Source organism: Lysinibacillus sphaericus (assembly GCF_015844675.1).
Taxonomy (GTDB): domain Bacteria; phylum Bacillota; class Bacilli; order Bacillales_A; family Planococcaceae; genus Lysinibacillus; species Lysinibacillus sphaericus_E.
This window is the reverse complement of record NZ_LDGC01000075.1, coordinates 123,839-138,005: the sequence shown is the minus strand read 5'-3', so window position 1 is coordinate 138,005 and position 14,167 is coordinate 123,839. Positions and strand designations below refer to the sequence as shown.

The 14,167-nt window shown below is 35.2% G+C and carries 16 protein-coding genes and 1 pseudogene; 8 read left to right on the top strand and 9 right to left on the bottom strand.

What is annotated here, in order from left to right:
- The first annotated feature begins 283 nt into the window (after nt 1-283).
- Nucleotides 284-1,120, top strand: a complete 837-nt coding sequence (gene coaW / locus ABE34_RS19675; RefSeq protein ID WP_197144136.1) for a type II pantothenate kinase — start codon at nt 284-286, stop codon at nt 1,118-1,120.
- Nucleotides 1,121-1,567: 447 nt separating this feature from the next.
- Here coaW and ABE34_RS19670 read toward each other — a convergent pair whose 3' ends face one another.
- The 4 genes from ABE34_RS19670 to ABE34_RS19655 form a co-directional block, all read right to left on the bottom strand.
- Nucleotides 1,568-2,203: a hypothetical protein gene (locus ABE34_RS19670; RefSeq protein ID WP_197144135.1), complete on the bottom strand. Its 636-nt coding sequence runs from the start codon at nt 2,201-2,203 to the stop codon at nt 1,568-1,570.
- 71 nt (nt 2,204-2,274) lie between these two features.
- Entirely contained in the window at nt 2,275-2,781 is a 507-nt protein-coding gene (locus ABE34_RS19665) for a PadR family transcriptional regulator (RefSeq protein ID WP_197144134.1), read from the bottom strand.
- Nucleotides 2,782-2,787: 6 nt separating this feature from the next.
- Complete coding sequence (locus ABE34_RS19660; RefSeq protein ID WP_197144133.1) at nt 2,788-5,253, bottom strand: ABC transporter permease; 2,466 nt, start codon at nt 5,251-5,253, stop codon at nt 2,788-2,790.
- Entirely contained in the window at nt 5,222-5,941 is a 720-nt protein-coding gene (locus ABE34_RS19655) for an ABC transporter ATP-binding protein (RefSeq protein WP_197144132.1), read from the bottom strand. The genes ABE34_RS19660 and ABE34_RS19655 overlap by 32 nt, the downstream gene beginning before the upstream one ends.
- 233 nt (nt 5,942-6,174) lie before the next feature.
- Between ABE34_RS19655 and ABE34_RS19650 the strand changes: the two are divergent.
- A pseudogene (locus ABE34_RS19650) lies at nt 6,175-6,558 on the top strand (transposase); the annotation flags it as partial.
- A gap of 78 nt (nt 6,559-6,636) precedes the next feature.
- Complete coding sequence (locus tag ABE34_RS19645) at nt 6,637-8,064, top strand: serine hydrolase domain-containing protein (RefSeq protein ID WP_197144131.1); 1,428 nt, start codon at nt 6,637-6,639, stop codon at nt 8,062-8,064.
- Nucleotides 8,065-8,382: 318 nt separating this feature from the next.
- Here the strand turns inward: ABE34_RS19645 and ABE34_RS19640 are convergent, their stop codons facing one another.
- Nucleotides 8,383-8,940 carry a carbon monoxide dehydrogenase gene (locus ABE34_RS19640; protein ID WP_197144130.1) on the bottom strand — a complete coding sequence of 186 codons (558 nt, stop codon included), beginning with the start codon at nt 8,938-8,940 and terminating at the stop codon, nt 8,383-8,385.
- Nucleotides 8,927-9,079 (bottom strand): hypothetical protein, encoded by a 153-nt coding sequence (locus ABE34_RS19635; protein WP_197144129.1) that lies wholly within the window; start codon nt 9,077-9,079, stop codon nt 8,927-8,929. The genes ABE34_RS19640 and ABE34_RS19635 overlap by 14 nt, the downstream gene beginning before the upstream one ends.
- 310 nt (nt 9,080-9,389) lie before the next feature.
- Here ABE34_RS19635 and ABE34_RS19630 point away from each other — a divergent pair, with 310 nt between their 5' ends.
- The 3 genes from ABE34_RS19630 (at nt 9,390) to ABE34_RS19620 (ending at nt 10,213) form a co-directional block, all read left to right on the top strand.
- Nucleotides 9,390-9,626, top strand: coding sequence for a hypothetical protein (locus tag ABE34_RS19630; RefSeq protein ID WP_386827991.1), 237 nt, complete (start codon nt 9,390-9,392; stop codon nt 9,624-9,626).
- A gap of 14 nt (nt 9,627-9,640) precedes the next feature.
- Nucleotides 9,641-9,784: a hypothetical protein gene (locus ABE34_RS19625; protein WP_170938888.1), complete on the top strand. Its 144-nt coding sequence runs from the start codon at nt 9,641-9,643 to the stop codon at nt 9,782-9,784.
- Nucleotides 9,785-9,883: 99 nt separating this feature from the next.
- On the top strand, nt 9,884-10,213 hold the full coding sequence (locus tag ABE34_RS19620; protein WP_241747092.1) for a DUF3889 domain-containing protein: 330 nt from the start codon (nt 9,884-9,886) through the stop codon (nt 10,211-10,213).
- A 38-nt stretch (nt 10,214-10,251) separates the two neighbouring features.
- Here the strand turns inward: ABE34_RS19620 and ABE34_RS19615 are convergent, their stop codons facing one another.
- Entirely contained in the window at nt 10,252-10,806 is a 555-nt protein-coding gene (locus tag ABE34_RS19615; protein ID WP_197144128.1) for a DJ-1/PfpI family protein, read from the bottom strand.
- 242 nt (nt 10,807-11,048) lie between these two features.
- Between ABE34_RS19615 and ABE34_RS19610 the strand changes: the two genes are divergently transcribed.
- Together ABE34_RS19610 and ABE34_RS19605 are read left to right on the top strand one after the other, a co-directional pair.
- Nucleotides 11,049-11,447 (top strand): MarR family winged helix-turn-helix transcriptional regulator, encoded by a 399-nt coding sequence (locus ABE34_RS19610; RefSeq protein ID WP_197144127.1) that lies wholly within the window; start codon nt 11,049-11,051, stop codon nt 11,445-11,447.
- Between the two features lie 5 nt (nt 11,448-11,452).
- Complete coding sequence (locus tag ABE34_RS19605) at nt 11,453-12,646, top strand: MFS transporter (RefSeq protein WP_197144126.1); 1,194 nt, start codon at nt 11,453-11,455, stop codon at nt 12,644-12,646.
- 116 nt (nt 12,647-12,762) lie between these two features.
- Here the strand turns inward: ABE34_RS19605 and ABE34_RS19600 are convergent, their stop codons facing one another.
- Both ABE34_RS19600 and ABE34_RS19595 read right to left on the bottom strand, forming a co-directional pair.
- Nucleotides 12,763-13,401: a C40 family peptidase gene (locus ABE34_RS19600; protein ID WP_197144125.1), complete on the bottom strand. Its 639-nt coding sequence runs from the start codon at nt 13,399-13,401 to the stop codon at nt 12,763-12,765.
- 346 nt (nt 13,402-13,747) lie between these two features.
- Nucleotides 13,748-14,140 carry a ribonuclease HI family protein gene (locus tag ABE34_RS19595; protein WP_197144124.1) on the bottom strand — a complete coding sequence of 131 codons (393 nt, stop codon included), beginning with the start codon at nt 14,138-14,140 and terminating at the stop codon, nt 13,748-13,750.
- Between the last annotated feature and the right edge of the window lie 27 nt (nt 14,141-14,167).

Below are 14,167 nucleotides of genomic sequence, written 5' to 3'. Positions count from 1 at the left end.
CAGCGTTAAAGTTTAGGAAGAACAAATATGCAACTTCAGCTTTCAAGAAATTGCGGCTGCCGCTTCACTTTCGCACAGAAACATTTGTTGCTGATGTTTGCTTTCGGTACTTAAATACAATACATCGGATTTTGGCACAATAACTCCTTGCAAAATCCGTGACATTTGTGGAGACATGAACGTTATTCAACTGGCTTCTAAACGCCTCTTGAATACAAGCAAAATCTAGTATATATCTCACCATCTGAAATAGAGATTGTACGTAAAGTCAAAGGAGAATGGTATGCCAAAGGCTATAGGTATTGATGCAGGCGGAACATTGACAAAAGTTGCTTATTTAGATGAGCATAACGAGCTTGTTTTAACAACTTTTCCGTCAAATGATTTGCTCGCTGTGAAGAATTGGATTATTAATCATCCAGATATTGAGGATATTGGAGTTACGGGGGGGCGTACGGAACAATTACTTGATGTCATTAAAACAATGAAATCGATTCATTATATAGTAGAGTTTGAAGCCACTTTGAAGGGCGTTCGATTTTTGTTGCATAAAGAGGGCTACTTCTTCGAGCGAAGTATGATAACGAATATTGGTACTGGTACTTCAATTCATTATATGGAAGATAATACGCATGTCCGTGTTGGTGGGACAGGCGTTGGTGGTGGAACATTGATTGGATTGTCAGCGCTTACAACTGGAATCACGGATTACAATGAAATAAGAAATCTAGCCTCTATGGGAAATCGTGAAAGTATTGATTTACTTGTCAAGGATATTTACCAAGGGATGGACACACCTATTGATGGGCACTTGACAGCTAGTAATTTTGGGAAAGTTGGTATTACCGAGTCAGTCAAACATCCAACAGAAGATATTATTGCAACTGTACAAGGGCTTGTTGGTGAAGTTATTACTACACTTAGTATTCAATATGCTGAAGAGAAAAATGCTCAGCATATCGTTTATATCGGTTCAACTTTAAGTAATAATAATCATCTTGCACGTGTTATTGCCAATTACACACGAACGAAAAAACATACACCAATCTTTATAAATGACCACGGTTTTTCTGGTGCTGTCGGTGCACTATTAAATATAACTGAATATACGATTGTCTAAATACAATGTACATTACTAACGATTTGTTATCCAGACTTAGTATTAAAAAAGTGAAATAAATTAAAGGACATAACATATTATATATGACTAATATGTTATGTCCTTTGCTATTCAATTAACATACCCCGTTAGAAAAAGCATTCCTGCTTATAACAGAAAAAATAATACATTCATTCAAATGTTGATGGAGAAAAAAGCTTCCCGAAGTGAGGTTTAGGGGCTACTGATCATAAAGTGCCAAAACAAAATACTCGATGTATAAGGATAATAAAGTTATTGAATTTTGATTAATAAAAGCTAAGAGCCTTACTACATTCTACGTAGCAAGGCTCTTTAAAGTTGTTTCAAATTACATCCATCTGTTTATATAATACTTAATATTAAAAAGCGATTATAACTTGTATATGCCATAATTGTGCGAATTTTGAAGTTCCAACTTACTTCTGCCTAATTTTTAGGAAACAATGTATAAGCCCATGAATAAATAAAGTCAGCAATAAATACAATTCCCCAAATTACACCTATTGCAAACGCAGTATCATTTGGATAAGGTGATCCTTTAGCATTTTCATTTCCTAGCCACGAAAAATCACTTAAGTACATCTTTATTTCTGCCAAACTTTCTGTACCAATTACCCACAGAATAGCTTGAACTGTAATGAACAAAACTAAATGAATATAGGATGATACACGATATTTCTTTGCAATATATTTAGGATTATTATTTTTTTCAATAATCTCATAATCTTTATCAGTCAATAATTCAACGCCACGTAACTTTCCAATTTTTTTACGCATCCAACGATCCAATTTGATAAAATCGAGTATACCAAATGTAAAAGCATAAATGATAAAGATGATAATAACGATTTGAAAAGTTGATATTTCTCCTGTTTGACGATAGACATACAGTCCGAGTAATCCCTCAATTATCAACAAAAACAGAAATAAAAAAATAAACATTAGGCTATATCGAGTTTTTTTTAAAAGATAGCGAAATATACCGAATAAGATCAGGGATCCCAATGACAATACCTCTATAGAGATAAACAATTCCCAATTGTAATCAAGGATAACATCCAAAAAATTTTCACTCCCCTTCAAAAGAATGAATAACGGCAAAGGTTTTTAAAAGAGAAAACCTTTACCTAGAATTATGGTCTATTTCGATTTTCAACTTGATTTATCCAGTTTAAATCTGCTTCTAAATGCAAGAGGGTACCAGTGATTAATAAATACCTATTCTCGTCACCTTGAAGAAGAAATTCCGTTTTAAATTTAGTCAATTCCATGACATCTTTCATTATCATTGCTTTTTGTTGATCAAACATTTTCTTTTCCTGTTCGAAATCAATCTTACGGGCACAGCTCCATTTAAAATGAAAGTCTTCTTTAGTAGAATGATAGGGTACAGGTTCCAGTAACCAATTTTCCAACTCTTTTTTACCTTCTGTAGTGATTTCATAAAGTTTTCTTTCTTGGTCATCCATTCCTACAGATAAAACAAGTTGATCACGTATTAGACGGTCTAGAGTCGTATAAATTTGACCAGGATTAATTTTTCCTTTAACTCCCAGATGGGATTCTAACTCTAATTTTAATTCATACCCATGATTTTTTTGTATAAATAGCAGTGTTAATATTCCGTACTTAACCGACATAATTGCTTAACCTTCTTTGAGTGATGATATAATATTTATTTTACTAGCTGTTGTACTGGAAATCCAAGAAGCAAGGAGACTTAGAGAAACACCAGCAATCAGTGCTAGAATAATATTCCCTAAAGGTAATTGAAAAGATATAAACCCTCCCAATAGTTCGGATTGGCTAGTTGTATAAAGTAAAACTACACCCGAAATTATACCACCAATAACCCCCGACAATCCTATAAGTAAACCTTCTCCAATGATCATCTTTTTAACTTGCTGTTTCGTAAAACCAAGCGCTCGCATTGTCCCTATCTCGGTGGTACGTTCCAACGTATTCATTAATAAAGTGTTTGCTGTACCGATACTAGCTAGTCCAATGATTAAAACTAACATGATTAAAATCAACTCATTCATACCGGTTACTGCTGAAGTAGTTGATTTAATTTTATCTTCTACTGTTTCTACTTTTGAGAGATGAGTGCTGAAATCCAACCATAACTCATTACGTAATTGTTCACCAGTATATCCGTCATTTAAAGTTAATAATATGTCGAAAGGATTCGTCCAACCAAATTTATTATTTAAATGATTCTCATCCATAAATGCAACATAGCCTGAGTAATTCGATGTTTTCACTACATCAAGGACTTCAAGTTGTTGTTTACCTGAGGGTGTATTAATGTAAATATATTCTCCTATATTTCCACCCCATTCATCAAAAGCTCTTTCGCCGAGGATAACAGAAGGTTCCTTTGCCAGTTCATAATATAAATTGTCTTTATTAGAACTTTCAAATAAGGTGGGGCCTTCTTCATCTACAGCAAAAATGGAAAACTGTCTCTTCTCCCCATCAGTGGTTACCCATGTAATTGGCGTAGCTTCCGTTAAAGGATCAACATTTACAACAGCATCATACGATAGTAACTTTTCTATATCCTGATTAGACCAAGGTGCTTCTGATGAAACTCTCAGGTCTCCTCCATACGTATTCCTGATTTCATTTTCATAACCTTCAGGTGCGGATTCAATAACAGCACTTAGTAATAATATCACTGCAATCCCCACAGCAAGAATAGCAGCAGTATTAGCATTTCGATTTAATTGTTTTGTAAGGGTTTGCGTTGCCAGACTACCAGAGTAGCCGAAGATTAATTTTAAAATAGGTTTAAATATCCTGCTCACACCAAGTAACAATAATGGAAACAACAAAATGATGCTTACTAAAATCGCTAAATAAGAGATGGGATGATTGATAAATACAAAAGCAAGCAAGCCAACACCTAGAACTGCCCTAACTATGTACAGGCTTCTCGATGATTGGGTTTGATTTGCCATTTTTAATGTCAATAACACAGAGGTTTTCCCCGCATTGTAAATAGGAAATAATGAAGATGCAACAGGAAATAAAATTCCAACTACTACAGCTATTAATGCAGGGATTTTCCAATTTAATGTGTAAACCATGTCAAATTCAAATACGCTTAGTAAAGTTTGCATGAACATATCCCCAAGCCAAATTCCCATAGGCACCCCAACAGCTGTACCTATTAGCCCCAACAGTAGTACTTCAATAAGAATAAGTCTGGAAACAGAACTTTGTAGATATCCGAAACTTTTCATGATTGCAAATTCCTTTTTTCGCTCCATAACACTTGTATAAATCATATTAAAAACAATGAATCCGCTAATAAACATAGATAACCCAGCAATTAAGTAAAAGAACGTATATAGTCCCCCTATATCGTTACTTTGCCGATCATCCGCGACAACTGGTTGTACATATACATTTGAATTACGAAATTCTTCCTGGAGAGATTGAAAAAGTTTCTCTCCTTCTTCAGTTGTTTGAAATCTTACATAGGAAAGTTTGTCCTCCATACCAGTCCATTCTTGTAGCAATTCAAGTGGAGCCATGATTCGGAAGCTGGTTGATTCAGCACGCTCCCAGTTACTCGGACTTGCAAGCAACTGCGTATATTCAACAATGGCGGAAACCTTAGCTTCTCCCAAATCGGTAAACCTAATTGTATCTCCTACGTTTTTATTTAACAGATTTGCAACAGCTTTTGGTATCACCAAACCTTCTTTATCCAAACTCCCTTCGATAACAGGAAGTTTCAGTAAAGAACTGCTTTGATCATTCACGCCTGTAATTCGGACGGATCTTTGATTTAAAGATTGATCACCCTCCAGCTCAAAAAAGGCTTGTTTATCAAGTGCAAGCATGGTTTCCGTCACAATTGGGCTAGTTAAAACTGACGAAACCACATCCTCAGAGTAAGTATGTTCATCGCTTTGAACCCAATAATCCGCATTTGCCACATACATTTCTTCATAATAATCGAAAACATCATTTGTTGTTTTGTCTGCAATAAGCATAGATGTTACAAAAGCTATACCTAAGATTATCCCAAGTAGGGAAATGAAAAACCTTTTTTTATTTTGTGATATATTACGCCATGAAATTCGCCACATATTTAGCATAATCATCATCCTTTCTAGAAATCACTTGATCAATAACACCATCCTTAAAAAGAATAATTCGATCAGCAAACCCAGCTGCGAAAATATCATGCGTTACCATGATGATTGTTTGATTATTCTCTCGATTGAATCTTGATATTAATCCGAGTATTTCTTCGGCTTTACCTCTATCTAAATTTCCTGTTGGTTCATCGGCTAATAGAACAGAAGGGGTATTAACTAACGCCCTGGCTATAGCAACTCGTTGTTGTTGACCGCCACTCAGCAAATTAGCACGTTTCCGACCAAGTCCTTTCAATCCGACAGAATCAAGTAGTTCTATAATAATTTGGTTCTTCTTTTTAGTTAAACTACCATCTGCATGAAGAGGGAAAGCTATATTTTCTTCTACACTTAATGTAGGGAGTAGCTGGTAATTCTGAAAAATAAAACCGATATACTTTCTGCGAAATATCGTTCTTTCTTTTTCCGTCATATTACTTAAATTACTTTGATTTATTACTATATCACCTTCAGTAGGGACATCAAGACCCCCTAAAAGTTGTAGTAATGTGCTCTTTCCAGAACCACTTGGGCCCATTACAGCCACAAATTCGCCTTTTTCAACGTTCAAATCAAAACCCTTCAAGACTTGAGTTCTTTCTTGCCCCTGTATAAATTCCTTTTTCAAATTTCTAACTTTAATCATGTTTTAATTCCTCCTATCCTTTCGAAAGTATTATATACTAAGTATATAATACATAAAAGAAAAATCGTTTGAATTTCAGTATAAATTATGTATTTTTTATAAAATACCCCTAAGTATAATATATACTTAGTATGCATTATACATAAATATTGTATAATGATAAAGTCGTCACTTTTTTGAGCCATCTTCACGGATTTCAACGGTAATATAAACAGCCTCTTTTGCGACTGTTAATCTGTGACGATTTCAAAAAGGTTTACCGTGCAGATAACTTGGAAAATGCACAGAAAGCGCTCCAAGATTTCATTGAAAAGTGGAAAACACTCTATCCAAAAGTCACAAAACCATTAGCTGCCAATCCTTATATACTCACGTTCTATAGCTTTCCAAAATCCATTTGGCGTAGTATTTACTCCACCAACTTGATTGAATCATTCAATAAACAAATCAAGAAATATAGCAAGCGTAAGGAGCAATTCCCCAACGAAGAATCGTTAGAACGCTTTCTAGTTTCACAGTTTGAAGAATATAATCAACGGTTCGCCACCAGGTACCATATAGGTTTTGACAAAGCAGCTCGAGCAGAACTTGAAAATCTGTTCAAAACGAAAGAATAAAAGAGTGTCTACAAGAAAAGGAAAAACTTATTTACACAAAATTATTGACGGTACTTAATTTTTCAAAAAGGAGAGTTTATGAATAAGATTATTGTTTTTGTATTAACGATATTTATATTATTCTCAGGATTCGCAACACAAAGTTATGCGTTGTCAGATTCGAAATCTGCGGCAATTCAAGCGTTGCTAGATGATGCCCGTCGTATATCAGGTGTGCCGGGAATGTCAATCTCAATACTTGCTGATGATGAAGTGTTCTACTTTTCTTCAGGGTATGCAGACCGTGAAAAGGGGTTGTCTGCAAGTGAAAATACACTCTATGAGTTAGCCTCGGTCAGTAAAGCTTTTACCGGTATGGGTATTAAGCTGTTGGAAGAGAAAGGTCTGCTCTCAATGACTGACCCAGTCCAAAAATATTTACCTTGGTTTACGTTAAAGTATCAAGGGAAACCTGTTGATATGAAAAGCCTTACACTAAATAACTTTCTTCACCATACCAGTGGTCTAACAAATATTAGGCATTCTCAAAATATTCCTCAAGGCAATACACCGGATATGTTGCAAAAGACTGTGGAAATGCTCGTGGATGCTGAATTGGCGTTCCCTCCCGGTGAACAGTATAACTATGGAACTGTTAATTATGACGTATTGGGTTTGGTTATTGAGATTGTGTCGCGACAAAGCTATGAAGACTTTATGAGGGAGCAGGTATTTCAGCCATTAGGTCTTCACCAGACGTATGTTGATAAGGAAGATGCTCAAGCCACTGGACAGTTGGCGCAGGGCTACCGTTCTTCCTTTTTTATGACAACTCCATTTAAAGCTCCGGATTATGCTGGGAATAAACCCGCAGGCTACATCATTTCTAATACAAAAGATATGGCGCGTTGGATGGGCATACAGATGGGTATCGTGCAGGACATACCCGAAATATTTCACACGGTTATCGAAAAATCACATAAGGGTGATATGTCTGTTTCGGCTGTCAACGATATGTATTATGCGGCAGGTTGGTCGGTAAACGCCGACCAAACGATTATAGAACACACTGGGGGCAATCCAAATTTCAGAACCGAAGTAGTCATACTGCTAAATGAACGAACAGCTGTCTGCTTGCTGAGCAACGGTGCAAATACCAATATAAACCTGGTACTAAAAGTTAAAGATATATTAGACGGGAATCTAACTCAGTCATATGAAATAAGCGGCACACAGCTTTTGGATATCACTTTGTCGTCTATCACAATTATTCTTTGCCTATTGGCCGTTTTGTTATTTCTCTTAGGATTACGCAGAAGGAAAACGAATGAGCGGCAGCCAATGACAAAGAAGAGAATAATCGTAACAATTATTTTCCTGATCGCTACGATTGCCCTGGGTATACTGTGCTGTGCTTTAGATTGGTCAACGATACTTATTTGGCAAACATATAGTGTTCTTACAGCTTTGATTTCGTCAGTATTAATAACAGCAAGCATTGCATGGTTTATATACACTCACCGATAAAATACCTTGCTCCCAAGATAAGCATAATATTAAGTAATTAAATTTCAATTTATCGGTATGCTTAATTTGAAAAACATAAGACACTTCGGTGTCTTTTTTAATATCATCGACAATTTTCCCAGCCAAACCTAATTACTTTACTTCCACTAACTTGTTCGTTCGAAATAAGGATTTTTAAACAACTATATTATTTTTTAAATGACTTTATTGTAAATTAAACTAATAAAGAAAAAAGAGCTGCCAAAGCAACTCAATGATATTTAATTAACGCCTCGTTAATTGAAGAAGAAGACAACTAATGGACTTTAACTGAAGTAGTTAGTCAATTGAATTAGCTATTCTGACTAATATGTCAGGTGTTTCTGTATTGGCTACTTTATTATATATCCCCAACATATACTGCAAATTATTCTTTTCAAAGACAAAAAAATTAAATAATCGGTCTTCGAAATAAATCCCTTTGGTACCATCTTGAAGTGTATACTCCTTACCATTTAAGTTCAGTTTATTTTTGAAGTTCAATTTATTTTTTGAAGGACGAATGTCAATTTTAAAGATATTTTCTCTTATTTCTTTATTAACAAACCTAATTTCTAAGGAATCATTCATATTATAGTTCTTATCTTCAAAAAACCTTCCAAATTGATGTGTGAAAGATATTGAAGGCAACATTTCGGGCAACTTTACTTCACATTTAAAATGATTTTCAAATTCCATTACTGCTGCTTTTACAGATTTATATCCAGCTTTTGTGAACCCTTCCTCAAAAGAAGGTGGAGTGTCGTTCGGATTTGCATTTACTGTTCCGTAATACAACTCACAAATAAATAAACTTAATAAAAACAATAGAAGAGGAATGCTTTTATTCAATTTCATCACCCTTGCGATAGCTTTTTAATAAATCCTTTGTATTTCTAAAGCGATAGAGAATTTTCCTGATCGAAGTAATCTTAATAGTATCTTCGCTTTTTTGCATTCTCTCTGTAACCTCTTTTACTGAGAGTAAATCATCCATTAATCATATCCACCTTTCTTATCAATTTTTACAACAACAATTAATGGCATTAGAAAAGGTTATTGTTGTATTAGAGGTCAATAAGAGCCTTACAAAGAAGCCTGCTTATATTGTGCATAATATGTTTAACATTTATATTATGTAATAAAAAAAGGATAATATGTCCTTATATTGAACATATTATCCTCTTATTAGTTTAGTCTATTTAATTAATATTGGTGATGTACATTTTTTTTGGCAATGTCTGCAGTAATCCCCAAAGCATAAATCGTTCTATCCTGAGCACATTACAATTAGGAGGTGAACATCCGTGGGCAATAGAAACACGAATAAAAACAACAAAAATAACAATAAAACAATGAACATTAGAACACACAATCCTTTTGATACCTACAAAAAAATAGACCTCGATCAATCAAATAGTAATAACAATAACCCGAATGACAATCTAAATGAAGAATTCTCTGCAGAATTCGATGCGAAGGCCAAAAATAAAGATAATAAAACGAACCATAAGAAAAATCAACAGTCCAACAAAAACAAATAGTGGAGGCATAAAAAATGGCAAAGAAGGGTAAAACAAGCTTCAAAAAGAAAAAGAAAGAAGATACACATAAAAGAAATGATCGTGAAGAATATTCAGCAGAATTTAATCAAGTAATTCATAACAATCCTCAACAACCAAAACAATCCAGCAAAAGATAATAAAAACTGCTCCTTAAGTAAATTGAAAAAATACTTAGGGAGCACTTATTTTATGCCGTTTTGGCGACTTTATGCAAAAAAATTGAGAGGTTGATTCACTTGCGAAAAATTTTTGTAATGCTAGGATTCTCTCTTGTATTGTTTGCTGTATCGACCTTCCACCCAACAAGTGTCTATGCTCAGCAAGAAATACCAGCCCATGCTCAATGGGGAAAAGTAGCGATAAAAGAAACGCAGGTAAAATACCCTCAAGCTAAAATCCTCGATTATTTGCATGAGGGAAGCGAGGTTAAAGGAGACACCACGATTGAGAAATTTAAGCTTTGGATAAAACTAAGTGATAAGGAATTCGGTGTACAAGTTCGAATCAAGTATGTAACCAATACAAATAAATTGGTAAAGATTGAATTCCAAGAAATCACTTCATAAAATAAGAGGATGCCTATCTACAGGCATCCTCCTTTCTACTAGTTTTCTAGCTTATGAATAAATTCTCGCATTAATCCAGGTAAATCTGGCCATGCATGACCACTAATCAAATTGCCGTCTGTATGAAGATTAGCATCGATATATGTTCCTCCTGCTACTTGAACCTCTGGCTTGCAGGCAATATAAGCAGTTAGCTCACGTCCTTGCAGAACTTTTGGAATGGTCGCGAAAATTTGTACTGCGTGACATACAGCGGCGATTGGTTTATTTGCTTCAAAGAAATGGGACACTAGTGCTGGCACATGCTCATTTAAACGAATGTATTCCGGTGCTCGTCCTCCAGGAATGATGAGTCCGTCAAATTGTGTTGGGTCTACTTCGGCAAAGGATGAGTGGGCTTCTAAGCCATATGCTGTACGCTCGATGTAAGTATCAACTCCATCGACAAAATCGTGTGATACAGTTTGTAACTTCTTTGCGGATGGTGCTGCAATCGTTACATCATAGCCAGCCTCCAGACAACGATAATAAGGATAAAAAATTTCTAAAGCTTCAACTGCGTCTCCTGCAAGTATTAATACCTTTTTCCCCATGCTTTCATCTCCTTTTATTGTAATCTAGTAGCTAAATTCGACACTTTCAAAAAATTCCCTTCTAATAGTATAGAAAAGCTATAAGAAGTAGTGTAATCGCTGTTAATTGCGTGGGAATCCGCGCCAGTCGACTCTGGCTCATTCCCACTAAATGCACTACATAAACAGCTTGCTTTACAACGAAAAAAATGAGGCGTATAGTATTTATTTAGCTAGGTAAATAAATGCAGGAGGTCACAATCATGAATCCTTTATTTCATGCATTATTCCAAAAAAGTCGTTATATAACGAATTGTTTAAATGAAGTACTGAAACAGCATAATTTGTATAGCTCACAATGGACTATTTTATATTGCTTACATAATCACGGACCAATGACATTAACACAAATATGGAAGTATTTGAACGTTGAAGCGCCGAGTGTTACAAGAGCAATAACTCGACTCGAGACTTTAGGTTGGGTGCTAAGAATAGATGGTGAAGATAAACGGGAAAAAATTGTTACCTTATCTCCATATGCGGAGAAACATTTGCCTGATATTACTAAAACTATTTTAGCTTTTGAGGAAGAAATGGTTGGGGCATTGACGGTAGAGGAGCAGCAGCAATTTATGATTTTACTGGAAAAAATGAAAGGTTGATTGATATGCAGCAAGAGGGAAATACAAAAATATGGACGCGACGATTTATTAGTCTCTTTTTCACAAATATCTCGGTATTTTTTGTTTTTTATGGGTTAGTAACGACTTTACCGCTTTATGCGATTGGTGAGTTACACCAGACTGACAAGGAAGCGGGATTGTTACTGTCAGGATTTTTACTATCGGCTATAATCGTTCGTCCCTTTTCTGGTAAGCTATTAGATGTATTTGGAAAGAAAAAACTTTTAGTTATTTCGATTATCGGCTATTTTTTATGTACAGTTTTATATTTATTTATACATCCTTTTGGACTTTTACTAGGATTACGTTTTATTCAAGGGATCTTCTTTAGTATTATTACAACGGCAGCCGGCTCATTAGCAGCGGATATTGTGCCAGCCAATCGGAAAGGAGCAGGTCTAGGCTATTTTACAATGTCTACTAATCTAGCAGTAGTTTTAGGGCCATTTATCGGTTTACTGCTTATTCAATATAGCAGCTTTAATGTACTATTTATTGTTATGAGTATTTGCATATTAGTAGGGGGCATCCTAGCTGTAACAATGAATACGAATGATTTACCTAAGCCTGAACATCAAGGTAAATTGACATTTAAATTTAATGATTTATTTGAACGTCGTGCACTTCCGGTAGCAGCTATTGCTAGTTTAGTAGCTTTTTCATATGCGAGTGTTTTATCGTTTTTATCAGTGTACGCACAGCAAAAAGATTTAATGGATGTTGCGAGTCTTTTTTATGCGGTTTTTGCAGCGGCAATGCTTATAACAAGGCCATATACAGGTAAGCTTTATGATACAAAAGGGCCGCAATTTGTTATTTTACCGGGTATTATATTTTTTGCAATCGGACTTGTTATGCTTGCATTTGTCTCAGGGCCGGCATTGTTTTTATGTGCAGCCATCTTTGTTGGAATTGGCTACGGAGCGGTGAATACAAGTTTACAAGCATTAGCGGTACAGTCTACATCACATACACGTAGTGGTTATGCAACCGCAACGTACTTTACGATGTTTGACATGGGGATTGCACTTGGCTCTTATATTTTAGGAATGGTTGCCGTGCAAGTTGGCTATGGCTCTGTTTATCTAATTGGAGCAGGCATACTAGTCGTTGTCTTTATCATTTATTTAGCGCGTTCAACTTCTTTCAGCGGGCTAACATCCGCTGAAAGAAGTTGAAGCCTCCGGACGCAATATGCCAAGGCATCATTGATCAAAAAATAAAATCGAATAAAGTGGCACATATATAAGTACAAAATAAAACAGTTGGTATATCCCAACTGTTTTATTTTGTACTATAAACGACCATATCCTGCAAAATGCTTTTTCCAATAAGTGCTATTGATGTTAGCAATGGAAACACCACTGTTACTCGCGCTAATCATTTGGTTATTTCCAATATAAATACCTACATGTGAGATACCAGCTTTATACGTATTAGCGAAAAATACTAAATCGCCTGCTTTGGGTGAACTTACTTTTTTAGCTGTACTATAAAAACCTGCTGCTGACTTACGAGCGGTCGAAATACCAGCATTATTAAAAACGTAAGTAACATAGCCTGAACAATCAAAGCCTGTACTTGGTTTACTCCCACCAAATGTGTATCTTACGCCTAATTGTTGTTTAGCAATTTGTACTAGACTAGCTGTTGGTTTAGGTGTAGATATTGGTTTTGGTTTAACTGTTGATGTTGATGTAGTATTAAGGTTTAACTTTTGTCCAACGCGAATGGTTGAAGAAGATAAGTTATTCCATTTCATTAAAGTTTGATAAGAAACACCGTACTGATTGGCAATCTTCCATAAAGAATCACCGGATTTTACTGTATAAGTTGCCGCCGATGCTGTGTCGATTGTTGAAAAAAGTACAGATGAACTTAAAACCAATGTAGCTAATTTCATTCCCCATCTATACTTTTTATTCTTTTTCATAATATGTATCCTCCTGAAAATTTAAAAACTTAATACTTAAATGATATTAACATTGTAATATTACAATAGTATGTCAATAAAATAACATTAAAGATACAAATTTTACTAATAATAATTAGGGAATCATCCACTTTATGGCTCATTATCTAAAGTCAGGGATGATATAAGGTAAACGTATTTCATATGGAAGAGGATTTATATTTTATGGGAACGTAGTTTTGTGGAAGAATGTATTTGAAGATGATAAAAATGAAATATTGGTGGATATTAAGTATCTAAATAAAGTGAAGGTGGATAAAGGAAGGAGACCGGCTCTTGGTTTAAGACAAGGGACAGTCCCCGAAGTTTAATTTTTTTCTTTTTGAATTGCTTTACGTGCAAGTGCATCTGCAGCTTTATTTTGCGTATCTGGAACCCATTTGATAAAAAATAAATCGAAGTTACTTACAAGTGTAAGTGCCTGCTCAAGATAAGGTTTAAATTCCTCATTTTTCACATACTCTTTTTCCATAGAGGCTACAACAATTTTTGAATCAGAGCGCACTGATACTAGGTTTGAACTAAGCTTGAGTGCTTCCTCAAGTCCACGTACTAATGCAGTAAACTCGGCGATGTGGTTATTGGTCTGTCCTATATACTCACTTATTTGTATATGGTGGCCCTCTCCTTTAATAAATATTCCGATACCACTGGGGCCAGGGTTTCCTGCACTAGCAGCATCAATGTAAACTTCTAACATAAAATCCCTACTTTTTGATTTAGATTT

What these genes read in the sequence shown, in the direction of transcription:
- coaW (WP_197144136.1), top strand. Translation starts at nt 284, where the DNA reads ATGCCAAAGGCTATAGGTATTGATGCAGGCGGAACATTGACAAAAGTT.
- ABE34_RS19665 (WP_197144134.1), bottom strand. Translation starts at nt 2,781, where the DNA reads ATGTCGGTTAAGTACGGAATATTAACACTGCTATTTATACAAAAAAAT.
- ABE34_RS19660 (WP_197144133.1), bottom strand. Translation starts at nt 5,253, where the DNA reads ATGCTAAATATGTGGCGAATTTCATGGCGTAATATATCACAAAATAAA.
- ABE34_RS19655 (WP_197144132.1), bottom strand. Translation starts at nt 5,941, where the DNA reads ATGATTAAAGTTAGAAATTTGAAAAAGGAATTTATACAGGGGCAAGAA.
- ABE34_RS19645 (WP_197144131.1), top strand. Translation starts at nt 6,637, where the DNA reads ATGAATAAGATTATTGTTTTTGTATTAACGATATTTATATTATTCTCA.
- ABE34_RS19640 (WP_197144130.1), bottom strand. Translation starts at nt 8,940, where the DNA reads ATGAAATTGAATAAAAGCATTCCTCTTCTATTGTTTTTATTAAGTTTA.
- ABE34_RS19635 (WP_197144129.1), bottom strand. Translation starts at nt 9,079, where the DNA reads ATGGATGATTTACTCTCAGTAAAAGAGGTTACAGAGAGAATGCAAAAA.
- ABE34_RS19625 (WP_170938888.1), top strand. Translation starts at nt 9,641, where the DNA reads ATGGCAAAGAAGGGTAAAACAAGCTTCAAAAAGAAAAAGAAAGAAGAT.
- ABE34_RS19615 (WP_197144128.1), bottom strand. Translation starts at nt 10,806, where the DNA reads ATGGGGAAAAAGGTATTAATACTTGCAGGAGACGCAGTTGAAGCTTTA.
- ABE34_RS19610 (WP_197144127.1), top strand. Translation starts at nt 11,049, where the DNA reads ATGAATCCTTTATTTCATGCATTATTCCAAAAAAGTCGTTATATAACG.
- ABE34_RS19605 (WP_197144126.1), top strand. Translation starts at nt 11,453, where the DNA reads ATGCAGCAAGAGGGAAATACAAAAATATGGACGCGACGATTTATTAGT.
- ABE34_RS19600 (WP_197144125.1), bottom strand. Translation starts at nt 13,401, where the DNA reads ATGAAAAAGAATAAAAAGTATAGATGGGGAATGAAATTAGCTACATTG.
- ABE34_RS19595 (WP_197144124.1), bottom strand. Translation starts at nt 14,140, where the DNA reads ATGTTAGAAGTTTACATTGATGCTGCTAGTGCAGGAAACCCTGGCCCC.